The 22,830-nt window shown below is 43.0% G+C and carries 28 protein-coding genes and 1 pseudogene; 5 read left to right on the top strand and 24 right to left on the bottom strand.

Features of this window, described 5'->3' with window-relative positions:
* Window positions 1-85: 85 nt before the first annotated feature.
* The 9 genes from L3V37_RS24190 to L3V37_RS08390 form a co-directional block, all read right to left on the bottom strand.
* Window positions 86-214, bottom strand: a complete 129-nt coding sequence (locus L3V37_RS24190; protein WP_005457441.1) for a hypothetical protein — start codon at window positions 212-214, stop codon at window positions 86-88.
* A gap of 123 nt (window positions 215-337) precedes the next feature.
* Window positions 338-1,096, bottom strand: a complete 759-nt coding sequence (locus L3V37_RS08425) for a hypothetical protein (RefSeq protein ID WP_060469917.1) — start codon at window positions 1,094-1,096, stop codon at window positions 338-340.
* Complete coding sequence (locus L3V37_RS08420; protein ID WP_029826997.1) at window positions 1,068-1,523, bottom strand: hypothetical protein; 456 nt, start codon at window positions 1,521-1,523, stop codon at window positions 1,068-1,070. The genes L3V37_RS08425 and L3V37_RS08420 overlap by 29 nt, the downstream gene beginning before the upstream one ends.
* Window positions 1,513-2,046 carry a hypothetical protein gene (locus L3V37_RS08415; protein ID WP_205461037.1) on the bottom strand — a complete coding sequence of 178 codons (534 nt, stop codon included), beginning with the start codon at window positions 2,044-2,046 and terminating at the stop codon, window positions 1,513-1,515. The genes L3V37_RS08420 and L3V37_RS08415 overlap by 11 nt, the downstream gene beginning before the upstream one ends.
* Entirely contained in the window at window positions 2,039-2,350 is a 312-nt protein-coding gene (locus L3V37_RS08410; protein ID WP_005457413.1) for a hypothetical protein, read from the bottom strand. Before L3V37_RS08410 ends, L3V37_RS08415 begins: the two co-directional genes overlap by 8 nt.
* A gap of 3 nt (window positions 2,351-2,353) precedes the next feature.
* Window positions 2,354-2,548 (bottom strand): hypothetical protein, encoded by a 195-nt coding sequence (locus L3V37_RS08405; protein ID WP_172563183.1) that lies wholly within the window; start codon window positions 2,546-2,548, stop codon window positions 2,354-2,356.
* Window positions 2,549-2,565: 17 nt separating this feature from the next.
* Window positions 2,566-4,383, bottom strand: a complete 1,818-nt coding sequence (locus L3V37_RS08400; RefSeq protein WP_205461036.1) for a replication endonuclease — start codon at window positions 4,381-4,383, stop codon at window positions 2,566-2,568.
* 12 nt (window positions 4,384-4,395) lie between these two features.
* Window positions 4,396-4,692, bottom strand: coding sequence for a hypothetical protein (locus L3V37_RS08395; RefSeq protein ID WP_017634764.1), 297 nt, complete (start codon window positions 4,690-4,692; stop codon window positions 4,396-4,398).
* The gene (locus tag L3V37_RS08390; protein WP_017635784.1) at window positions 4,689-4,880 is read right to left on the bottom strand and encodes a hypothetical protein; all 192 of its coding nucleotides are present in this window, start codon (window positions 4,878-4,880) and stop codon (window positions 4,689-4,691) included. Before L3V37_RS08390 ends, L3V37_RS08395 begins: the two co-directional genes overlap by 4 nt.
* A 142-nt stretch (window positions 4,881-5,022) precedes the next feature.
* On the opposite strand from L3V37_RS08390, the gene L3V37_RS08385 reads away from it, so the two are divergent.
* Window positions 5,023-5,289: a helix-turn-helix domain-containing protein gene (locus tag L3V37_RS08385; RefSeq protein WP_005388732.1), complete on the top strand. Its 267-nt coding sequence runs from the start codon at window positions 5,023-5,025 to the stop codon at window positions 5,287-5,289.
* 40 nt (window positions 5,290-5,329) lie between these two features.
* On the opposite strand, the gene L3V37_RS08380 is transcribed toward L3V37_RS08385, so the two are convergent.
* Together L3V37_RS08380 and L3V37_RS08375 are read right to left on the bottom strand one after the other, a co-directional pair.
* Complete coding sequence (locus tag L3V37_RS08380) at window positions 5,330-5,563, bottom strand: hypothetical protein (RefSeq protein ID WP_237306158.1); 234 nt, start codon at window positions 5,561-5,563, stop codon at window positions 5,330-5,332.
* Window positions 5,564-5,811: 248 nt separating this feature from the next.
* Window positions 5,812-6,162: a hypothetical protein gene (locus L3V37_RS08375; RefSeq protein ID WP_237306157.1), complete on the bottom strand. Its 351-nt coding sequence runs from the start codon at window positions 6,160-6,162 to the stop codon at window positions 5,812-5,814.
* An 81-nt stretch (window positions 6,163-6,243) separates the two neighbouring features.
* Between L3V37_RS08375 and L3V37_RS08370 the strand changes: the two genes are divergently transcribed.
* Both L3V37_RS08370 and L3V37_RS08365 read left to right on the top strand, forming a co-directional pair.
* Window positions 6,244-7,083: a LysR family transcriptional regulator gene (locus tag L3V37_RS08370; RefSeq protein WP_237306156.1), complete on the top strand. Its 840-nt coding sequence runs from the start codon at window positions 6,244-6,246 to the stop codon at window positions 7,081-7,083.
* Window positions 7,084-7,379: 296 nt separating this feature from the next.
* Entirely contained in the window at window positions 7,380-7,592 is a 213-nt protein-coding gene (locus tag L3V37_RS08365) for a hypothetical protein (protein WP_005376260.1), read from the top strand.
* A gap of 90 nt (window positions 7,593-7,682) precedes the next feature.
* Here L3V37_RS08365 and L3V37_RS08360 read toward each other — a convergent pair.
* The 10 genes and pseudogenes from L3V37_RS08360 to L3V37_RS08315 all read right to left on the bottom strand — a co-directional run bounded on the left by L3V37_RS08360 (window position 7,683) and on the right by L3V37_RS08315 (window position 17,536).
* A pseudogene (locus tag L3V37_RS08360) lies at window positions 7,683-8,072 on the bottom strand (universal stress protein).
* A gap of 876 nt (window positions 8,073-8,948) precedes the next feature.
* A complete protein-coding gene (locus L3V37_RS08355; protein WP_005376257.1) occupies window positions 8,949-9,110 on the bottom strand; it encodes a YoaH family protein in 162 nt (53 codons plus the stop codon).
* 41 nt (window positions 9,111-9,151) lie between these two features.
* Window positions 9,152-10,273, bottom strand: a complete 1,122-nt coding sequence (locus L3V37_RS08350; protein WP_005388052.1) for a conjugal transfer protein TraF — start codon at window positions 10,271-10,273, stop codon at window positions 9,152-9,154.
* Between the two features lie 60 nt (window positions 10,274-10,333).
* Complete coding sequence (locus L3V37_RS08345) at window positions 10,334-11,215, bottom strand: DUF2861 family protein (protein ID WP_005388048.1); 882 nt, start codon at window positions 11,213-11,215, stop codon at window positions 10,334-10,336.
* Window positions 11,216-11,221: 6 nt separating this feature from the next.
* Window positions 11,222-11,884: a response regulator transcription factor VxrB gene (gene vxrB, locus L3V37_RS08340; RefSeq protein ID WP_005376251.1), complete on the bottom strand. Its 663-nt coding sequence runs from the start codon at window positions 11,882-11,884 to the stop codon at window positions 11,222-11,224.
* Window positions 11,859-13,313 carry a sensor histidine kinase VxrA gene (vxrA, locus tag L3V37_RS08335; protein ID WP_025767766.1) on the bottom strand — a complete coding sequence of 485 codons (1,455 nt, stop codon included), beginning with the start codon at window positions 13,311-13,313 and terminating at the stop codon, window positions 11,859-11,861. The genes vxrB and vxrA overlap by 26 nt, the downstream gene beginning before the upstream one ends.
* A gap of 155 nt (window positions 13,314-13,468) precedes the next feature.
* Window positions 13,469-14,845, bottom strand: coding sequence for a Re/Si-specific NAD(P)(+) transhydrogenase subunit beta (gene pntB / locus L3V37_RS08330; RefSeq protein ID WP_237306155.1), 1,377 nt, complete (start codon window positions 14,843-14,845; stop codon window positions 13,469-13,471).
* Window positions 14,846-14,853: 8 nt separating this feature from the next.
* Window positions 14,854-16,410 (bottom strand): Re/Si-specific NAD(P)(+) transhydrogenase subunit alpha, encoded by a 1,557-nt coding sequence (locus L3V37_RS08325; RefSeq protein ID WP_054575447.1) that lies wholly within the window; start codon window positions 16,408-16,410, stop codon window positions 14,854-14,856.
* Window positions 16,411-16,844: 434 nt separating this feature from the next.
* Window positions 16,845-17,126: an HlyU family transcriptional regulator gene (locus L3V37_RS08320; RefSeq protein ID WP_170896981.1), complete on the bottom strand. Its 282-nt coding sequence runs from the start codon at window positions 17,124-17,126 to the stop codon at window positions 16,845-16,847.
* A gap of 41 nt (window positions 17,127-17,167) precedes the next feature.
* Window positions 17,168-17,536 (bottom strand): late competence development ComFB family protein, encoded by a 369-nt coding sequence (locus L3V37_RS08315; RefSeq protein WP_005376241.1) that lies wholly within the window; start codon window positions 17,534-17,536, stop codon window positions 17,168-17,170.
* A gap of 253 nt (window positions 17,537-17,789) precedes the next feature.
* Between L3V37_RS08315 and L3V37_RS08310 the strand changes: the two genes are divergently transcribed.
* Window positions 17,790-19,028 (top strand): diguanylate cyclase, encoded by a 1,239-nt coding sequence (locus L3V37_RS08310; RefSeq protein ID WP_237306154.1) that lies wholly within the window; start codon window positions 17,790-17,792, stop codon window positions 19,026-19,028.
* 252 nt (window positions 19,029-19,280) lie between these two features.
* Here the strand turns inward: L3V37_RS08310 and L3V37_RS08305 are convergent, their stop codons facing one another.
* Window positions 19,281-20,240 carry a diguanylate cyclase gene (locus L3V37_RS08305; protein WP_017634619.1) on the bottom strand — a complete coding sequence of 320 codons (960 nt, stop codon included), beginning with the start codon at window positions 20,238-20,240 and terminating at the stop codon, window positions 19,281-19,283.
* Between the two features lie 273 nt (window positions 20,241-20,513).
* Here L3V37_RS08305 and L3V37_RS08300 point away from each other — a divergent pair, with 273 nt between their 5' ends.
* Window positions 20,514-20,951: a DUF3069 domain-containing protein gene (locus L3V37_RS08300; protein WP_005376232.1), complete on the top strand. Its 438-nt coding sequence runs from the start codon at window positions 20,514-20,516 to the stop codon at window positions 20,949-20,951.
* Window positions 20,952-21,027: 76 nt separating this feature from the next.
* On the opposite strand, the gene modC is transcribed toward L3V37_RS08300, so the two are convergent.
* Both modC and modB read right to left on the bottom strand, forming a co-directional pair.
* Entirely contained in the window at window positions 21,028-22,134 is a 1,107-nt protein-coding gene (gene modC / locus L3V37_RS08295; RefSeq protein ID WP_237306153.1) for a molybdenum ABC transporter ATP-binding protein ModC, read from the bottom strand.
* Window positions 22,131-22,820 carry a molybdate ABC transporter permease subunit gene (modB, locus tag L3V37_RS08290; protein WP_042520927.1) on the bottom strand — a complete coding sequence of 230 codons (690 nt, stop codon included), beginning with the start codon at window positions 22,818-22,820 and terminating at the stop codon, window positions 22,131-22,133. The genes modC and modB overlap by 4 nt, the downstream gene beginning before the upstream one ends.
* Between the last annotated feature and the right edge of the window lie 10 nt (window positions 22,821-22,830).

The following is a 22,830-nucleotide window of genomic DNA, read 5'->3' as shown; positions in this document are numbered from 1 at the left end:
AAGGTGGCTTGGTTGCCCCAGTTCACACCCTCAACAGGGTCAAGCTCACGTGGACGCGGGTTAAAAGGTTGTTTTAGTGCTTCCATTAGAACCACCCATTTTCGCCGTTAAGAGTTTCACGCACTGGATTGAGCACGCTGATGTTGTTGATAGCGGCAATCACGATTAACGTGATAATCAGTGCCATCAGTAGGTTTTTGTGTTGCTGTTTCATGTTGTCCCTTTCGGTTGTACACGGTTAAAAAGTGATTTCATGAAACAGGGATTTGAGAGGAAGCGAAAGCGGGCGCAACCTATAGGTTAAGTGGTTAACCTATAGGTTGAATGAGCGTTGAAATTAACGGTGAATGGTGCCCGTCAGACAGTTAAATGAGGACTTTTCCACGTTGCCGATACCATCCCGAACCAATAGATATTCGGCAATCGGCTTACCAATCGCGGCTTTGTTGTTCTTGGCTGATTTCAACCCCGCCAAGGTATCGACGCACAAGCCTTTTTTATCCGCGAGCCATCGTGCATCGGCCATTGAGTTCACCGCACCAATCCACCAAACAGGCGATTGTTCAGTCACGGTCTTGGGGACTTCTTGCCCGCGTTGGAAAATCGAATGCAGCACAAGCCCATATTGACGCCCACCGCGCCACAATTCGCCCGCCTTGCCTTTGAGTTTGCCGGACGTCTCCACGCAGCTTGCAAGCTCTTCGATGATCACATGCAGTTGTTTGGCGTCGCCATTACCCACCGCCCACACCGCCGCGCTAAAAAATTCGAGTTCCTCACTACACGCGCCATCTTTTGGGATATACGCCAGTTTGAACGACTTGCCGCGTTTACGTGCCATCACCAACGCTTTGACGAACGCCACGCGAGAACTGGTTTCAAGACATTGTTGGCCGCGGAATTTCGCCCCCGCGTAGTTGCGGTAAGGGTCAAAAAAAACCGCTTGCGCGGCTTTTGGCACCAAACCTAAGTGCTTAACGGCGGAGGTTTTACCCCCGCCCGTGCCCGCCACGTAGATGACATGTTCAGCATCGTGTGACGGATTGGAGTTGACCGGATTGGGGAATTTAAGCGGCGTCTTTTTCTTTTTGCTCACGCTGTTTTTCCTCCTCTATCGCTAACAGCTCTTTTTGGTATGCCATGGTTTTCTTGGCACTGTAGACTAGAGACAACACCGCCAAGCCGAGCACGGCTTCTTGCATGTAATCCCCAAACAGCGACGACACGCTATCACTGTGCTTTTCCAATACGGGCAACGCGGCATCAATCACCGCCGCTTTGCCTTTTTCATCAAACTCAAAATCCACACCGGAAATAATCGACGTCGCTTGTTCGGCAATGGTGAACAGCACCGACAACGCGCCCTCAAACATTTCACCCGCGGGTTGGTAGTTGTCCTCGTTGGCCGCTTCGGTTGGTAAGTCGGTTAACTCACTGACTTCGGTTTGTTCCAGTCCACTGATTACCGCGGAAAAGTCGCCCCAATCATCTAACTCTGGTTGGTTTTCCATTTCATCCTGCATTGACTGGCTCTCCTTGTTCGGTATCTGGTTCGGTTGGTTTCTTGGTTGGCATCAGTTGACGAATCGCCCAAATAAGCAAAGCGACAAAGGCTATCCCCGCTAAGACTTTTTTAACCGGAAACGGCGGCTTTTTAACGGGCGTTGGTACTGGCTCAGATTCGCTTTCAACGCTTGGCGCTTCCACTTGTTCAATTACTTCAACGCTAGGCGTATCAGTGCTTGCAACGGTTTCGGGTTCTGGCTCAACCGTTGGCGATTCAGTCTCAATTGTGACAGCGTCACCCACCTCTAGCTGTTCAACCGAGTCAACCATGTTGGTTTCCACAAAAGCGTTAATGCTCTTGCTCATTGGGCTGTTACCACAGCTCGGACACTTGTAATACAGCAGTCCTAAATTGCGTCCGTTTTTGGTTGGCTCACCCTCGGCAATGAGCTTGCCCTCACCGACGCGATGCACGGTTGAAGCCGAGCTACAAACGGGGCACGATACGTGCCCGCGAATTGGGTTTGGGTGTTTACTCATCGGCGGCCGCCTCGACTGTTTCCAATTGCTGCATGTTGCCTTTGACACAACCGCGATACTTTTCACGCACCTTGTTGTTGAGCTTGGTAAGCTGCTCAATTTGGTCGAACAGCGTCGGATTCAAACCAAACGCTTCAAGCGAAAAGTTACCCGTCATGAGCATCTTGCTTGCACGTTTGATAATCGCGTTGGTGTCCATGTTTTTGAACTGGCTCAACTCCTTTTCCACACTGGCGTTGAGTTTGTCGGCCGCATCAAGCGCGGCCATTGCTTGCTGACATTCTTTAAGAGATAGCATTTCCATTGTTTAAGCCTCGGCTAGTTCTTCATCGGTGTTCGGTTTGTTCTGAATCTGTTTATTGACTTCCTTCATCCAGACCAACATGAGACGCCAAAACACGCCGCCTTTAGCGCGCTTCACTTCGGCTTCCATTTCTTGGGTGATTTTGTCGATGTTGCTCATTGGGTTGTCCTTACCTAGTTGCTGAAATCGTTGTCGCAAGCAATATCCCAAACGGGTTAAATCAGTCGTAATGTGTTGTTTTGTAATTTGATTGAACAGTATTGGTCGATGGAAACCGTCGCCCCATTCGCCAACGGCTCTAATAGGCATTTCACTCCCTCAAAGCTCCATCCGGTGAGCTTCTTCAACTCTGTAATGAGTGGGGAGTTACAGTTATTTTCAGTGCTCCAAGACGTCGCTCCGCGACTTTTTAAAAGACGCTTTACGTCTTTCGTTTGCACGAGCGAATAGCACTCGCTAGCGGTTTCGATGACTTGACCGCACCACTCAAAACCAATGATTTTTTTGATTGGTTCGCCGTAGTCGTTTTTGTTTTCTTTGTAAGCCAACTTAGCGCCCTTGGCTAACTGACAAAACAGCGCCCATTTGGATGAGTCGGCCGCTTGTCTCAGTTCTTCTAGCTGATCATCTTTTTGGGTTTGTTCGGCTGTCGCTCGGCGTAAACTGCGCCACAAAGACACAGGCTCACCGCCAAATTGCTGAAACTGGCGAATGCGGTGTACCGACGCCCAAGCACGCACTTTAAATGCGCTTTCCTCGGCTTCGGTGTCTGGCATGTGTTTACCGTTGATGTTCTTCGAAACGTACTTGGCAATGTACGCCGTTGCGCCGCCCTTGCTTGGGTCGGCTTCTTTAACGTCGAAGCGTGGCGTGATGTCGTCGCCCAGTTCCTCACGGTCTGGCGCAATCGCCTCACCGCGTAGAATACGAATGATGTTGGCTTTGTCTTTGTGAGAGCAAAACAAGAAATAGTGCGCGTGACTGGTTGCGTCTTTGTGTGGCTCGGCCACACGAAAGCCAAAGTATTCAATCTCCAATTTGGCCAACTTAGCGCGAGCAAGTGACCATTGGCGCATTAACTCTGCGTGTCCGTCTTTGACGCTTGAGCCATCCCACTTTGGAGAATTGCGGTGATAACGGCTCGGTAGTGTCCACGTAATGAAAAGCGCGGTGTATTCCAGTTCGTCGGCCAGTTCTTCAAAGCCACGTGAGCGAACCATCATTTCAATACGACGGTTCTCAGGGTTAGCGATGGTGCGCTTTGCCACTTCCTCTAATGGAAAGTGTTCGCCTGTTTCCTCGTTGTATACGCTCATCGACTTCATGTATTTCTCGGATTCGCGTTGCTTGCGCTTCCAGTTACTAAAGGAAATCTCTGACACGTATTTGCTTTGATGGCCTTTGTCACCCACACGGCTCATGGTGATTTGGGCGTACTCGATGTAGTCACCACGCAGACGCAGCAAACGACGTTCGACCCACTTTTCCGACTGCATTTTGAGTACCGCGGCTGTTAGCATTTGCTCTAACACTTCAACGTCTTTCACTTTGAAATTCACGTAAGGCGGCTTGATGTGAATGGTCTTAAGTAGCGATTTTTGCTCAGAATAAACCGCGGCCAACGCCTCAACAAAAGAGGCGTAACCCTCGGCATTTAGACTTGATAAAATCTCGGCGCATTGGTCGGCGTACTTCTCCGCGAACTTAGTCAGTGCGTCGTCACGCATCAAGATATTGTGCGTCAATGGCTCGCTATGCGCGCCCTTGCGACTGTCGACAAACGAGTAACGATTCTCGATATGGTGTGCGCACTTCAAGCCAAATTTCACCGCATCTTTGGCGGTTTTAATCACGTTTTCACGTGTGGCGTTTTGGCGCTGTGTGCGCGCCTCCACTTTACGGCGCACATCGTTGCGAACTATCGCGGGTAAGCGTGGGAAAAATCGGCGTGAAAAGGCACTTTGATGAATGGCATCATTGGCGAACGTCTTGCCCGCCATCTTGATTTCTATGGCTTTGATGTCGAAGTCCATGCATCCCCCTGATTAAAGGGAAGAATCCGCGCCCACTTGGGGCGCTTCATCTTGCTTGCGGATTTCGTGTAGTGGTTGGCCGTTATTTTGCGCGCCAAGTGTCGCCATACGGTGAGCGGTAGTCGTAATATCGGCTAACGTGTCGTTTTGTGCTTTGATGCAAGCGACAAGTGTCATCCCTTGATAAAGCCAAAGCGAGGCTTCAACGGCTTCAAGCTCAAAACTATCGAAGTAGATATGAGTTCCGTTGTCTTGTGATGCAACAAGTTGGCGCTGATTGCGGCGCGATTTCCAGATACTAAGATTCATGCTACAACCCCCTGACGAAAACGTGTAGGAATGTACGTCTGTTTCTTTTTAGGGAATTGCTCGGCGAACTTCTCTCGTAGTTGAGCTATCTTGTTGATAGAGTTTGCCGTTTTAGCTGGGTCTGGATTGGTGCACCCTGCCATATCAGGGCAAGGTAAGTGAATTGGGTTGGTAACAGTACGTTCCATGTTGTAGCCTCCGCAAGCTATTGATTTCCTGTCTCAAAAATAACGTTAAGGAAATCTTTTTAAGCACGCAAGTGGCTTGCGGTAGTGAAAGAAGCCAGACTATCCACTAAAATTTAACAATATTGCGAAAGGATGCGGGAACATGACTAATTACACAAATGTGCTTTTAGATAGACTGAAAACCCAGTTAGAGCTTACCTCTGACTATCAGTTAGCTAAAGTTTTGGACGTTGGCACAAGTAGAATTAGTAATTACCGCAATGGTCGCAGTGTTCTTGATTGGGAAATTGCCTTTAAAATCGCCGACTTATTGGGGTTAGATGATCAAGATGTGGTATACGGTTTACTCGAAGACAAGTCTATAAACCCCCGCCTAATCAATGCCTTACAAGCAGGGGCGCCAGCCTAACCTCTCATTTACCAGCTTATACATAATACGAACTTAAAGGTTAGAAGATTAGCATTGGTGAAGTCAGTTTAGTTACACCGTATTTGGCTTTTGCTTCCTTGCAAGCTTCATCAGCTGTCTTGTATGGGCCATGAACTTCGATTTCACCACAGCGACAACTTGATAATAACCAGTCATCAACTTTAAAACCGTGTGGCTGATTAAGTTCCTTCATTGTATCTTGGGTTACGTTCAACACTGTACACGTTGGTTCTGCATCTTGCTCATTCAACATGAGTCAACATGGACACGCATTTGCTTAACCCAAACGTGTAAGTACTACATTAGTTTTATAGGAACAAGGAATCTAACAGATGTAAACTCTCTACTTTTCAATCTATACCTAGATCTTTCTTCATATGTTCACTCAACTCGTTAGTGGTTCTTACATTAATCTTATGTTTGCAATGATGGATTCTCAGCTCTTCACCAAATAATTTTACTAGTGATTTGGTATACAAAGTACTAATATTATTTATTATTCTATACAATGTATCTTTCTGATAAACAGATCTTTTCGAATTTTGTATTGCAGTCTTCATATTTTAATATCCTTACACGTTTAACTTTATAATTTAAAAAATCAATTTCAACTTTTATTATTACTTTTTCCGATATGTAATGAGTCATTATCAATGATGCACAATCAACAATTAAATAACCCGAATCCAACTTAGTAATTTCACGAGACAAATTCTTTATTTTTAAATCTTTATTTTCTATATTTAATCCGATTGAGTTAATTTCTTCAGGATATCGGTTTAACTTAATATCCAATATAGTTTTATTAAGATAGTAGTCTGCCATTATTTCATGACGGCTTTTAAATATCATTGTCCCCCTCCGATGAAGCAAGTTATACTTTCCCACCAGTTAAAAAACAACGTGACTCAGAGTTGCAAAAAGGTAACAATCATGGAATTGATGAACAATGAGCTGATTTGCTTTGCAGCCATTTGTAAACACCTCTCTCTTACAGAGGCATCAAAAGAACTTGGAAAGTCTAAAGCTCAAGTCAGCAGGCAGCTAGCAGCATTAGAAAAACAACTTGGCGTGACACTCGTCCACAGAACAACAAGGAAACTCGTTTTAACTGATCATGGCGAAAGCATTAGAGAGCTTGCTATCAAGACGTTAGAGAGTTTGCACGAGTTAAATTACAGAGCTAGCTCGTTGAGTGAATGCATTGATGGAAAGTTTAAAATCACAATGCCCAACTCTATAGCCTCTTCTATTTTTGGTTCTGTTCTTAAAGACTTAAAAGAACGATATCCAAAAGTTGATTTTGAAATATCGTCAAGTAACAATGTAGAAAATTTATTAGAAAGCAACGTAGATTTAGCGATTAGGCTTAATAATGTTATTGATGACACTCTTATTGCACATAAAATTGGTGATTATAGTGATGTTTTGATATCTAGGGTAAGTAATGCCAACAACAAAACACTATTAATCTACAAACATCATTCGAATAAGGAATCAATTAAAAATCAATATACTGATGTTATCGAAGTTGATAACACTTCTATTTTAATAAACTTTGTTTCTGAGGGAGTTGGGGTTGGTGTCATTCCAAACTATCTTATTAAAAGTAACTTTATAGACAAAAACATCCGAATATCGCAAACTTTTGATATAGAACGTTCCATGTATATTTCCTACCCTTATCAAAACCCTTTGCCAAGAAAGCTAGCTGAGATATCTACTTTTATTAGGTCTGAGTTATCACAAGTATTGAAGAGTGAGTCATTTTAGGGCGGTTGTTCAGATTTAGAATTTTGCGTTGTCTACTCAACTAGGCCTAACGCTAATCTTTGTAACATATTGTTTCGGCGGTATTTATTAACACCCCCATCTTTATGCTTGCTATCACAATGTGAGATGCTCTGCCGTCTTGTTATCAAGGTTTTGCGTGGAATAAATCACGTGGGGTAAACGATAGATTGACTTACATTAAAATTTTCATCAAAAGCAACTTTATATAAAATTGATTTCATACCAATCTATGTGTATCTTCTACCCATATCCCCACAATAACCAAGGAGAATGCCATGGATAAGCTACTCGCGTCTGCATTAGAAATTAAGCAGCGAACTATGGTGACTGGCTTTTTTGCTAGAAATGGATTCAAAATCGCTATGACCGATTTTGATGATGTCACTTTTGAGCGAGAAGGCGTGCAAGTTAACGTACATTTTGATCTGCAGTCAAACGCGGAGTCTGCATCTGTTTTATCTCATGAGGCATCAATCATTCCTGGCTAAAAACTTTTATTATCACCGATACACCAAGCCGAACATAAACGTTCGGCTTTTTAGTGACAAAAAATGATGAGTGCGAACAAGAGTTGTCGATCACTCGTCTAAATAGACGATTAATAAATCAGCTTCAACCTCGTTCACAACCTTTGGTATCGATGAAAAAAAGCGACTCAATAAGTTGTGATGATGACCACAGACAACTAAATCTATCCCCTCTTTTTTGACGATTCCCGATAGTTTTATATGAAGATCGCCGATTACTACCATGGTCTAGTTTACTGGGTATAAGCATTTATCAGCGAGCTCTTGCAGCCTTCTTTCCAATTCTTGCTCTTCCTTCGCTTCCATGACTATGCGATCAACATCTACGTAAACAAATGAGAGTTTGCTGCTTGAGTTATCTGCTTGCATTATTGCTTTTTAGATAACGGCTTGGCTAGATTTAGATAAGTCGACAGCAACCAAAACTTGCTTGTAACCCATCATTCCTCCCTTGGTTAGTTTTTGTTCTCATATTAAGTCTAGTCCACATAGAGCGAACACAACATCAAAACTACTGCTACATGATAGTTAAAGGAGTTTAGTGTAAAACAGGCAAATAGTTTTCATTGCAACCTTGTTGCTTCCTCTCATCCAAAGATCAACGATGTTTTTCCAATTTCTTCTCTAATTATCGGACTATTTAACAGGAAGTATGCTAAGAAACATTACGTTGTAACGCGAGTCACTGCTCTTTATTTCTACTACTCTTGAGGTTTCATATTACCCACTTCAACGTCGCCTAGTTTAGTAAAACTACTTTAGGTCAAGCGTTTTCAATATGTAACGCTCCGCTCAAATCCAGGAGACGTATTTCGGCTAAAAAAGCAGCTAAATAAGATGAACTTCCGATTCATCTATTACATATGTCTGCGAGTGCTTACTGTTCTTATATCGCTTATTTAATAACTCTAGTTTAATTACCGCTATAAGTTACGGTGTATCTTTTTTATTTTTTCAGCATAATCCTCTGCCTGAGAACGAAGTCCTTTCGCGCTTTGTAATTAAATTACAAGATCAATCAAGACCAATATAGTTGACAGATTAAAAGTCCGAGGTAAATAATTGATAATATGGAGTTTAATTTATGAGTTCATTAAGAAATGCCTAATTGCCTGTGCTGCGCAAACTAAGGTTAACACAATTGGGTAAAATTTTACTAACTCGCTATTTAGTCTTAAAGGCAATTGAACAAGATTAAAATCATATAGGTATAGTAAATTTGAGTTACAGCGTAACCAGGGTGGTGTTTGGGAATGTAAAGGAATAGAAAATAGAAAGGCAAAAAAAAACAGGGCGTATGCCCTGTCCATGAATTGATTAGTTTTGTTGCTGTTGTTTTTCTGCGTACTCAGATCGAATCCGTTCGGCAACAATTTTGATAGCTTCTGCAGTACTTGTGCCCTTCGCCATCAATTCTTGAATTCTCTCTACAGCTTGTTGTTGCTCTTGGTGAGATAGAGGGGGTAAATCGTCAAACATAAAAAGCTCCTCATTTTGAGGAGCTGACTATAACGATTCAATCAATAGGTAGCAAGGAAATTAATGGATGCACCCATAGCGTTCTCGTTTGTGTACTGAGCTGCGATATCCAATTCGAACAACTTAAGTGGAGACAACCCGATACCAGCAGTAATGGTTCCTTCGTCATTACTTCGAGCTAAGTTCTTCATATACCCTGCTCGTAATGCCATTTGACGCAAAATATCAAATTCAATACCAGCTCGAATCATTTGCGTATTATCATCAAAGGATGAAAAACGTTTTTCTTCGTTAAGATCGTAGTCAACACTCATCGTAAAGTAATCGGCAACAATCCCTGCCCCAACGGTGTATACAGGACGCATGCTATATTCGTATGATTTTATCGTATCGCTGCCATATTGGAATGACTTTGTTTTAACGTCTCTTCCGATCAAATTTTTCGCTGAAATACCGAGACGATATGGGCCAAAGAACCAAAGTGCGCCGGCGTCTAAGTTAAACATCGTTTCCGCGGTCTCATTTTCACGTAAGTCTTTAGTATCAAAATTCTGAAAACTCGTGGCGTATGAGTATGTGTATATACGCTGAAGTTTAGGAGTAACACCAAAAGAAAGGTGTTGGTTCATGAAATTAGTGTATTTAGCAAGTGAAATACCTGCTTCAGCCACGCCAATAGAAACACCTTGTACATAGCTATCATCTAATGGATTAGTACCTGAGGTATCAACATTTGGTTGTACGAATGATTCAGTGTATAGCTTACCGTATGCAGTTGCAGATAAGAATTTGTTGGGAATACCAATGGCAACGACACCACCAAGATCAAAGTCTGTCTTTTTCCCATCGATAGCATCCATCGATTTTTTGATTTCATCGACGTCTGTCAATTTGCTGATGCGTTCGATCTCATCAACTAGATCATATTGATCATCGTAGCTGCCACCAAAACTTGGCACGATCATGCCTGCATCGTCATTTCGGCGATAAATCGCAGTAAGAGCGGGGTTGAAAAAAGGCGCAGTTAGATAAGTTGCTGATACGGTACCAACGCCACCCATTGCATCACTACGAGCCTCTATCGCATAAGTAGCAGCAGAGGCAGCATTAGCGAAAAGAATAGTAGCAACAGAAGTGGCAAGAATTTTATATTTGTTTTTCATACTACACTTGTGATTTTAGTTCGTCCTGAACCTTTATCGGCACAAGTAGTATTTCTTTAACTATTCTTCCTGGGAAAGATCATAGGTTCGGCTAATAGTTTGAGCCTGCTCAACAATTATATCGCCCTGCCAACGGCGACTATTGATACTTACCGCCAATACGTATCTATCGTTTGGGACACCCGCTAGCTCCAATGAATTTGGATAGTTAGACTCATAAGTCTTTTTCCACATTTGCTCGTACTGGCCATCAATGTAGTCATACAAACCAACTTCAAGTTGCGGTAATGGACAATGGGGATTACGAAGTGCGCTCTTTTCTACTTTCCAATTCTCTTTAGATGTCCAACGAACATATTGAGAAGAGTTTGAATCTCCAAGTATTACCCAAGTTCGATACTCTTGTTTATCAGTAGAAACAACGGTTAAGTGATATAAACCAGCTTCAAGCTTGCCTGTTAAGTTATAGCGTTTCGAGTAACTACGCTCGTTGGCAAGTTCTGTCCCGTTCGGCTGTTGTTCATAGCTGAATGAACTGTCCGCGGATATAGAATCATCCACCCATCGATTAAATGAAATATTTTCGATGTCAGTTGTAGCTCTTAGCTTGATCACCAATCTAAATGTATCTCGCCCAGGGCTTTGAATAGTCTGACGAATAACGTTCACACCACTTATCCAATCAGGCAGCGTTACACCAGTGAGAGCCTTGCCACAGTTTTTAGATAGTGACTGACCAAGAAGATCATTAAGGTGAGGAGTCAAATCTTTACTTGGTTCCGTTTGCCAGAGTTCAACAAGAGAGTTGAACATACCCGCAAGATCATCTTCAAGTAAGTGTTGATGTGCCTGTGTTAAAGGCGTGTTAGTTTGAAACCAGTCCATCGCATGGACTGGTTTCACTAACGCTAATGAGACAACTACAGGGAGTAGTATTTTCATTACGACTTATGCTTTCATCTTGTAGCCAACACCACGAAGTGTTTCAATTTCCAGTCCTGGCAGTTTTTGACGAAGCTGTAGTACATGTGTATCAACCGTACGTGTTGTCGGGAAATGATTGTAACCCCAAACGTGGTCAAGTAGCTCATCACGAGTAAACACGCGACCTAAGTTTGACGCCAAAAATAGCAGCAAATCAAACTCTGTTCGAGTAAGCGTAATTAGCTCGTCTTTATAAGTCACTTCACGAGTCGAGCGGTCAATCTCTAAGTCTTTTGTAATCACTTTATCAGCGTTGCTTTGTTCTGCTGAATCCGGTGCTCGTAGCTGTGCACGGATTCTCGCAAAAAGCTCCGCCTCAGCAAAAGGCTTTGTTAAGTAGTCGTTCGCGCCGGAATCAAGGCCTGCAACTTTATCTTTTACGGTAACAAGTGCCGTTAACAAGATAACTGGTACGTCTTTAATCTGTTTCCATTCTGGGAGACATTGTACAGAGTCACCATCTGGGAGTTGGCGATCGAGAATTACCAAGTCAGCTTTTTTCCATTGTGGCTCTACGTCTGCAATACGCTCCACATGTAAACACTCATATCCTGCTTGTTCCAGGCTTACTAACAGGCCGTCAGCCAAGTTTTTATCGTCCTCAACGAGAAGCAGTGTCTGTTTCACAAGGTATCTCCAATATAAAAGTTGTAGGTGGTCCCATTAAGGACATTTTTCCGCCCATGCGGCCTACCATAGATTCAACGATTGTTAATCCAAGTCCTAACCCGCTCTTACTTACGAACGGTTTCTTCAAATTTGCCCAATCTTTAGCCGTTAGGCCTCCTGCATCTCGGACTTGGAATACTATTTTTTCTTCACTAGTTGAGACATCCAATTCAACCGGTGCGACACCGTACTTAAGCGCATTACGAAGCAAGTTATCGATACAAGTTCCTAACCAGTACACATTAACTTTAGCAGCCACATCTTCATTGATGTTAAAAAGCACGGCACTATCAAATTCTTCTTCGATCTTAAATTCTAACCAATCTGCAACGGATGGTACCCAGTCTGTTGCAAGCATTTGGTTATCAGATTGCAAATAATCTTTACTCGCTTCTGCCAATTGACGCAGGCGGCGCGTATCTTCACACAATCTGCGGAATTCGTCATACACACTTTCAGGCAAATGCTCGAACTCTCGACGAAAGCCCTCAACCGTTAGTGACAGAGATGCAATCGGTGTTCTGAGCTCATGCGTTAAAATTTGCAACACGAGCATTCTACTACGTAGTTCTTCTCGCTTGCTATTCCAACGGTACACCGCCCAACCAATCACCAAAAGAATATTGGCGATTACCAGTATGATCATACTGATCCGCAAAACTTGCGAGTGATCTTCTACATCCCAACAAATATTGCCTCGTTTAACAAAGCAACTTTTGCTTTGAGAGGCTAGAGCGTATGACAGACCCGCATTCGCTACGTTCTCTTGCCAGATATCTTTCTCGAAAACAAAGTAACGGTCACCACGTCTTAGCCAAAGTTCGTTACCTTCAATAAACATGCTCGCGCCTGCAATCAAAGCATTAATGGCGTCGTCATCCATGTTTTTCAAGCTTTCTAGCAACTCATCCCCTTCCTCGTTATCACGCTCTTTTATATGCATGTACTGAGATAGTTTGGGTTTGAGTTCTGGATACTTATCCACATAACGTGCCGCGTACGTCCCACCACCAGGGTGAATGAGACCACTACGCGAGAACCAACGAGGTGTCAGCTGCGTCCCTTTACAAATAGCTCTTGTAAATACTAAAGGCTCAGTAATTAAAGGACTTAATGGTAATTTGCCACGACAAGTATTCGCCAAGCTGTAAAGCTGTTGGATATCTTTTAACGGATAGTCAGACGTTTGCGGCAGAAGCGAATCTGGCGCAAGTAACTTGGTAGGATAATTTGATTGCAGAATACGAATATCGTACGACTTAAGAGCTACTTCATAGTTAAATAGCTCTGTAAACGTATCTATTCTTTCTGGTAGTGAATCGGAAAATGCAGGTGCCGAAAAAAGCGGCAATACAGTTGCAAAACCGAGCAAAAACTTTTTAATCAAACTGTTACCGTCACTTGTTACATTAGCCAAAACTATACATCAATCTACAAGCAATTGACATCTGCTAACAGAAGGATTTGCATTACTATAACATTGAAACGGAACAAAAAAGGGCCAGCGATTGCTGACCCTGTATAGTTTTAAATCAAGAATGGTTAAAGTGCTTTAAAAATAGACTCAACACTTTCTTTCGCATCACCAAATAGCATTGATGTATTCTCTTTGAAGAACAGTGGGTTCTGTACTCCTGCGTAACCAGTATTCATTGAGCGCTTGAATACCACTACGTTTTTCGCGTTCCATACCTCCAATACGGGCATACCAGCGATTGGGCTGTTCGGATCTTCCAGTGCGGCTGGGTTGACCGTATCGTTAGCACCGATAACCAATACGGTATCGGTTTCTGCAAAGTCATCATTGATTTCATCCATTTCAAGAACGATATCATACGGTACTTTTGCTTCAGCGAGTAACACATTCATATGCCCCGGTAGACGACCCGCTACTGGGTGAATCCCAAAGCGAACTTCAATACCTTGTGAACGAAGTACATCAGTAATTTCATGAACAGGGTATTGTGCCTGAGCTACTGCCATGCCATATCCTGGAGTGATGATTACTGATTTTGAGTTCTTCAACATCTCTGCAACTTCTTCAGCCGTTGTTTCACGATATTCGCCCTGCTCTTCGTCACCTGAAATCACTATCTCTTGACCAAAACCACCGGCAATAACACTGATAAACGAACGGTTCATTGCTTTACACATGATGTAAGAAAGAATCGCACCTGATGAACCTACCAAAGCACCTGTTACAATCAATAGATCATTTGCTAGCATGAAACCTGCTGCCGCTGCTGCCCAACCTGAATATGAGTTCAACATAGAGACAACAACTGGCATATCTGCACCACCGATTGAAGCGACTAAATGGTAGCCGAATGCGAACGCGATCAAAGTCATCACAATAAGAGCGAACATGCTGCCATCTGCTTTTACGAAGTAGATCATAAGAAGCGTAGAAATAACAACCGCTGTGAGGTTCATTTTGTGCTTATGAGGCAGGTTAAGTGGCGACGAAGAAATCACACCACGCAGCTTACCAAATGCGACAATTGAACCGGTGAAAGTTACGGCACCGATGAACACACCCAAGAATACTTCTACAAGGTGGATAACATGCTCAGCATGTGTTGCTGCTTCTGGCGCATCTAGGTAGCTGTTGTAGCCAACTAAAACCGCAGCTAAACCTACAAAGCTGTGTAGAATCGCAACCAGTTCTGGCATCTCGGTCATTTCTACTTTCTTCGCATAGAAAATACCGATCGCACCACCTATCGCCATCGCGATAATGATCCAACCAAAACCTTGCGCATCTGGGCTAAAGATCGTCGCTATCAGCGCGATCGTCATACCAGCGATACCGTAGTAGTTACCATTACGAGCAGACTCTTGCTTTGAAAGCCCCGCCAAACTCATGATGAAAAATAATGCAGCAACAATGTAAGCTGCTTGTACTAATCCTGCAGACATTGTGACTCCTATTTATCTTTGCGGAACATTTCAAGCATACGCTTGGTGACGGTGAAACCACCGAAGATATTGATACTCGCGATCAATACGGCAATAAAAGATAGGAATGAAACGACGCCATTACCTTGTCCAATTTGCAGTAATGCACCAACGACAATAATGCCAGAGATAGCATTCGTTACTGACATTAGTGGAGTATGAAGTGCATGGGTAACATTCCATACTACGTAGTATCCGACAACACACGCTAGAACAAATACAGTAAAGTGAGAAAGAAACGCTGCCGGAGCAACCGATGCAACCCATGCAAAGGCTCCAACAGCCGCTGCCACACCAATAATTTTCTTCGTTGGAGACGTAGGTTCTTCTACTTTAGGCTCTGGCTTCACAGGCTGTTCTTGTTTCACTTGCGGCTGAGCTGAAACCTGAATTGGTGGCGCTGGCCAAGTAACTTCACCTTCTTTCACCACGGTAACGCCACGGATAACAACATCTTCAAAATCAATATTGATGTTGCCATCTTTCTCTTTACACAGCAGTTTTAGAAGATTGACAAGGTTTGTCGCGTAAAGCTGAGAAGATTGTGTTGGCAAACGACCAACCATGTCAGTGTAACCAACAATTTTTACGCCGTTATCCGTCATGATAACTTGGTCTTTCACTGTATATTCACAGTTACCACCATTAGCAGCTGCCAAGTCGACAATTACACTGCCCGCTTTCATGCTGTCGACCATTTCTTTGGTGATCAACTTCGGCGCAGGTTTACCAGGGATGAGCGCGGTCGTAATAATGATATCAACATCTTTAGCTTGCTCTGCGTATAACTCTGCCGCTTTTTTGTTGAAGTCATCAGACATTTCTTTTGCGTAGCCATCCCCAGAGCCTGACTCTTCTTGAAAGTCAACGGTCAGGAACTCAGCGCCCATCGATTCAACTTGCTCTTTTACTTCTGGGCGGACGTCAAACGCACGGACAATGGCACCTAAGCTACCTGCAGCACCGATAGCCGCCAAGCCAGCGACGCCAGCACCCGCAACCAATACTTTCGCTGGAGGTACTTTACCGGCAGCCGTAATTTGACCTGTAAAGAAACGACCAAACTCATGAGCTGCCTCAACCACTGCACGATAACCAGCGATATTAGCCATCGAAGATAGCGCGTCTAAGGCTTGTGCACGTGAGATACGAGGAACGGAATCCATGGCAAGAACATTAATGTTCTTACTGGAAAGTTGTTCCATCAACTCAGCATTTTGAGCCGGCCAAATAAAGCTAACCAGTGTTGCTCCATCTTGCAGTAACGCAATTTCGTCAATGCCTTGCTCATCATCCACAATTGGCGCATTAACTTTTAAAATAAGGCCAGATGCCCAAACTTCTTCACTAGAAACGATTTTCGCACCAGCTGCTTCATAAGCGGCATCATCGAAACTCGCTAGCACCCCCGCTTGGGATTCAATCGCGACATCGAATCCCAATTTTATTAACTGCTCAACCGACTTCGGCGATGCAGCCACTCGCGATTCACCCGCGAGTATCTCTTTAGGTACACCGATTTGCAAAACGCATACTCCTTGTATACATATCAATAAATTAGTCCCAAAACAGAGCGTCGCTCTACTCTAATTCTTTTTTATTTCTATCTGTTTACCACGCAAGACAATTGCAAACGAAAGATGATGTTTGGGGACACCCATTTGCACAATAACACCTTGACTAACAGCCCTGTTATTATTCTGTTTGTATCGAACGCGTCTCATTACTTCAAGTGTTTTGTAATTTAAATACTAAATTTCATTACATATAACGCTAAGTAATGAATGATTGTCGCTCTGTGCTCGAAAAATAACAACGCAACACCGTACTAGACTGAGGTCTAACCAGGTAACGATTAAATACTGACTTAACAGAGATTTAAGCGTTAAAAAGAAAGAGCCACTAGCATATACACTAATGGCTCTTTTTAAGATGACTGGAATCAAATTGCAGTAAATTGCTAGTCGAAGATTTTATCGCCCATTTGATCAATAAACATTTGAGATTTCTTCAACATAAGGTCATTGGCATCTTGCTCTGAGCCAAGTAAATCGGAGCGAATAAACCGATGTGTTTTCACTTCATCATTGTCATGCTTTTCTATTCGACCAGCGATGCGATATTGTCCGCCCTCTGAAAGGCTCTCTGGGTAAATAAAGAAACCTTTATACTCAACTGGTTCGATAGTTTTAGCTTCAACCGTTTTCTCACTACCACCAAACAAACGCGAAAAAAATCCCACGATTCCTCCTTGGGTCAACTCACTAGTCAACTGAGCGACTCTTACTTGATATTAACGTTAAGGATCGGTTTTTCATACCAATCCAACTCTTTGTCATCATCATAACTAGTATGGGAAAAAATTACAGGCACATCATACTCTCGGTTCTTACGCCTGTCTTCTTTCACCATTTCTGCGGCGTTTTTCACCGCTATATCCGCGCTTTGCTTAAACTGGCTTAATTTTTGTTCAGGAAGTGAAGACAAAAAATCAATATCATGACGGATATAGACAGGCTTGAGCTGGATAAGCGCAAGGCAAGCAATATCGGCTAACTGTTCGTTGTCATACTGTTCTAAAAATTCGGGCAAACTGAGAACCTGGCCTACTAATGTTTCCATGTAGTTGTGCACATCTGAGCTTATCTGCATCTGTAAATCTCCTTTTTCCTATGAAATGAGTATAGCAACGACTTGTTTATAACAACTTATTGATTGCTCTTAATTTAATCAATCTCTCTCTTTTTGCCGTAATGTCTTCCAAAATACTTGGGAAAAGGAACAAATAGACGTATTCTTGCTAGTTCTCAAAGTTCGAAATTCAATAACGGATAAATATCCATATTGATAAAACGATTTACCTAACCAATTATATAGTCAACTATTTTCAGGCAGTTTGTAATAGATGTCCTCATCGTCAATGACTTCATCAGGCTTCAGATTCTCATTCCCTTTTTTGCTACTGGGCATAGTGAGTTCGGGCATGGACAGCATTATTCAGATGACTCAGGCAAACTGGGGCATTGCCGCAAACTTGCCGTACATACTATTAGGTTGTGCGCTACTCCTTTGTTATTCATTTAAGCAAGGCAGAGAGTCCATGGTGTGCTTGGCAATGTTGCTAGCCTATTTCGTGATACAGCACCGCCTACAAGTCCCGCTTCAAAGTGGTACCGCTTTACTTGAGCTAACCATTTTAGCCACGTTACTTCCTGTCTCGTTTCTTACGGTATTTTTGTTTAGTAAAGAAGGTTTTGACTCCAGAGCCATGTTGACTTATATCTTGATGTTAGCAATGTTCGTTCTTTGGTCTTATCTAACGCTAGCATATTACGTTGAAGGAGGGTTTGAACAATGGACAAGCGGTATTTTATTTATTGTACCGACCGTCTCTAAACTGCCTTTCATTCTTGTTTTATATTGCGTGGGTATTGTCTGTTTTCTTGGAATCCTTGTTTTAAAGAAGAATGAAATTATCCATGCGATGACCTACTCTGCCATGGTATTGGCGTCTGCGACGTTCATTTTCTTTGATGTGCAGTACATATCAAGCACCATGTTTACGCTAACAGGGCTGCTTATCATTATTTATGCCGCTTCCGCTAGCCATCAACTGGCTTTCACCGATAGCCTAACGCTGATTCCGAGCAGACGTGCACTTGATCTCGATCTAAAACACATGGGTAAGAAGTTCACGATCGCAATGCTTGATGTTGACCATTTTAAAAAGTTTAACGACACCTACGGTCACGATACTGGTGATGACGTTCTAAAAATGGTCGCTTCGCGCCTCACTAAAACCCCAGGCGGCGCAAAAGTTTATCGATTTGGCGGAGAAGAATTTACCATCGTTTTTAAAAGCAAATACGCTGACGAATGTAAGAACTTTTTGGAAGAAGCTCGCAAATCGATTGCAGAATACGAGATGATATTACGCGATGAAGAATCTCGCCCTGAGAACCATAAACAAGGACAAAAACGTCGTGGTAGCAACAGCTCGAAAAGAAAGTCGGTTTTTGTTACCGCAAGTTTCGGAGTTGCTGATAGCCGGAGTGGGCAAGCTCCTCTGGACGTCATTAAATTAGCGGACGAAGCACTTTACAAAGCGAAAAAGGCCGGACGTAACTGCATAAAGCTTCGTTAGACCCTCACCAATCGTGAAAGTTAACAAGCTTGTCCGGGTTTAAAACAAAACCGAACTTCCCCATCAGCATAATAACAGCACTCATCGTTGCCACTATCCCGATGTTATCTATCTAATCAAAGGTATAAGGTATACGCCCGATTGCGACATTCCGTTCGCACTGTTTTGCCTATCTTACTTTGAGTTAGCTCTAAAATAACCACCAAAAAGTGACAACGCAACAAAGAGAGTAGCATTCATAAGATTTTGTTTTTAAAAAGAATTAACTACAGTATGTGTGTTTCTTCCCAAAGACTTCGAGGTATATAGCGCTTTATCAACGGTTGCATACAAGTCTGATTGCACTTCTTTCCCTGTCGGTTGAAAAACAAAAACACCCTGTGACACTGTCACTCTATTTGACACACTAGAATACTCATGTGGGTAATCGAGAAAATACATAGCCTCTTGTATACGCTCGGCTTCTCTTTCTGCTGTTTGAGTGTCGGTACACCCTAGCAACACGACAAACTCTTCTCCACCATATCGACCTACATATTCCCCAGAGCGACAAAAAGTAGCCTTGAGTTGATTCGCAATCGCTTGCAAGCAACGATCGCCTTCAATATGACCGTAATTATCATTAAACGGTTTAAAAAAATCGACGTCCAATAGAATCAAAGCCATTGGCATGTTGTGACGGCCATGCCATGCAACCATCGATTCCAACTTATGGTCGATATAACGGCGGTTATAGAGTTTGGTTAGGCCATCTTCATTCGCTTGCTGAGTCAAAAGTTGATTAACCTGCTCCAATTGAGCTGTCGCTTGCTTAAGCTCTCGTCTCATATGAGCAATACGCTGCATTGCGATAAGTTTAGAGTTCAGTACCAGTTTATCTACCGGCTTAATTAAATAGTCATCACCGCCCGCGTCTATGGCTTTAGCAATCATTTCTGGCTCTTCGTGACTACTCAAGAAAATAATTGGGATCCAATCCGGAAACGTTTCTCTTATATGAAGAGAGACTTCAAAACCGTTCATATCTGGCATTGATATATCGAGTAACACCAGTTCCGGATCAAAACTCTCGTAGGTATTTAACGCCTCTAGTCCACTACCTACGGCTTTTACAATATGTCCAAGTTGCTTTAGACGAATAGCCAACTGCATCCTGTCTAGCTGAACATCGTCAACCAGAAGGATTCGCATCGATGTCCCTGTCGGTTGCATAACGCGTTCCATTTTTAATTATGTCTTTATTAAACATATACCATACTCATAGAGTTGTTGCATTCGACTCATAATTAAGTGCTATATTTTTGTTTGAATATCACGGAATCCATTGCATAAAGCAGTTAGACTGGACGTTACCCTATCTAATCATGGCCTGTGAGCAGAAGTTCAACAAACTCATTCACTTTGGTCATCTTGCGGATTAATGGGTATAGCTATTTGATGCATTTGGTATTAATATTCCCGCCTTTTTGTAATGAGAGACACACCATGTCAGAAGCAACTAACAGCGAAAGCAAAAAAATCGATCTAGCCAGCATTTCTCCAGAGCTACGTAAAGTTATCGAATTTGACGAAGTTCCAGAGCAAATGTTCGAAATGGTTACCTCTATCCATGAAGTGTCTGAAGAAGCGGTACGTGAATCATGGGACGAAATGCCAGCAAGTGCACAGAACATTCTAGACAACTTTGAACAGTTTCATGCTCTAGTTTCTGTAGGCCAAGCATTCGCTGGTATTAATGTGATGGAAGAGTTTCCGACTCTTAATCTGCCAGAAAACATGACAGATGAAGATAAAGAAGAATACCGTGCTCAACTACTTGATAATGTGCTTCACAACTGTGTGAAAGACATGGTTAAGCAACTTAAGAAAGCACGTCGTGACCCACTTCTTAAGCGTGAATTCAAAGAAGTATTCGCGAAGTAATTCCGACATTCTTCTAGTAACAAAGGCCGCACTTTGCGGCCTTTTTTGATCATGAAGCGTAAATCAGTCTAAACGGTTAATGAGGCGCTAGTGCCATATCTTTTTGTGTCACACTGACACCTTTAATTTGTGCAAAAACACGGCTACCAACTTTTAGGTTGAGATCGTCAAGGGCCCACGGTGTGATCGTTGCCCACAAATAACATTTCTCGTCTAGCTTGAGTGATACATTAATACTCTGCTTGTCATCGGCTGCGTTAAACACTTCGATGGAATCGACAATAGCAGGCAAAATATTTCGAATCGACGTCGCCTTGGGTTGCTCGAGCGTGATAGAAACGTCGTTGGCACGCACTTGCAAGCGTATTGGAGTGTCTGGTGTTCCGTCAATCTTTTGCACCCACAGGAATACATTAGGTGCAAGGCTGATACAAGTCAGTGCATAACGTTCATGATGTTCAGCAATCCGGCCTTCAAATAAGCTGCTTTGATCTGAGAAAGATTGCCATGGACGCATAGCATGAGAAGCCCACACTTCCTCAAGCTTACCTGAACTAGAAATTTTACCTTGGTCAATAATTGCAAGGTGCTGAGCAAGCCTTAAAATTTCCTGGAGACTGTGTGTGACATAGATAATAGGAATATTTACCTTCTCCGACAACTCCTCAAGAAAAGGCATTACCTCACGCTTTCTTGGCATATCGAGTGAGGCAAGTGGCTCATCCATCAAAAGCAAATTGGGCTTAGATAGCAATGCGCGCGCAATCGCAACACGTTGCTTTTCACCACCAGAAAGTGATACCGGAAAGCGCTTTAGTAACGGTTTGATAGACAAGAGTTCGGTGACTGCATCAAAATACTCGTCATCTTTTTCTTTAACGCCATATAACAAATTGCCTTGAACCGAATAGTGAGGAAACAAACGTGAATCCTGAAACACATAACCAATACCACGCTTGTGCGTTGGTAGGTTGATTCCCTGTTCACTGTCAAACAAAACATGCTCACCAACCGCAACATACCCTTGCCTTGGAGTGACCAATCCGCTGATGATGTTAATCAACGTCGTTTTACCTGCACCAGATCGTCCAAACAAGGCACTAATTCCATTACAGGGTAACTTGAGTTTAATGTCGAAGTCAGTTTCACCAAGCATTTGTTTAAATTGGACTTTAATCGTCATTGCTTCGCACCCAATCTACTTGCCGCTTTACGATTTAGCCATTCAGAGATCATTAATGTAGACAAGGCTAACGCGATAGAAATGATACACAGACGAGCCGCCTGCATTTCTGCACCTGGCGTTTCAATAAAGTTGTACATTGCCAGCGGAATCGTTTGGGTCTCACCCGGAATGTTAGAGACGAAACTGATCGTCGCCCCGAATTCGCCAAGACTACGAGCAAATGACAGCATCGTGCCCGTAATAATTCCGGGAATGGTCAGTGGTAACGTGATGGTGAGAAACACTTTTAAAGGAGAAGCGCCTAACGTAGAGGCTGCGTGCTCCAATTTAGGGTCGACGCTATCTAAGCTTAAGCGTACTGAACGAACCATCAAAGGCAAAGCCACGACAATACAAGCGACTACTGCCCCTTTCCAATTAAAGCTAAAGACTACCCCTAAGTTTTCATAGAGCCACTTTCCAAGGAACCCTTGTCGTCCTAAAGAAATCAACAACAAATAGCCGATTACCACTGGCGGCAATACCAGTGGTAAATGAATTAAGCTATCGAGAATCGATTTACCAAAGAACGTTTTTCGAGAAAGTAGCCAAGCAAGAAAAACGCCGAGAGGAATCAGCCAAAGTACTGCGTACGCGCCTACTTTGAGGCTTAACATTAAGGCTTGGTATTCCAGTTCTGTCACGCTTAGTTCC

It is taken from the genome of Vibrio sp. D54 (genome assembly GCF_021728075.1).
Lineage (GTDB): Bacteria > Pseudomonadota > Gammaproteobacteria > Enterobacterales > Vibrionaceae > Vibrio > Vibrio alginolyticus.
This window is presented reverse-complemented; position numbering and strand designations above follow the sequence as displayed.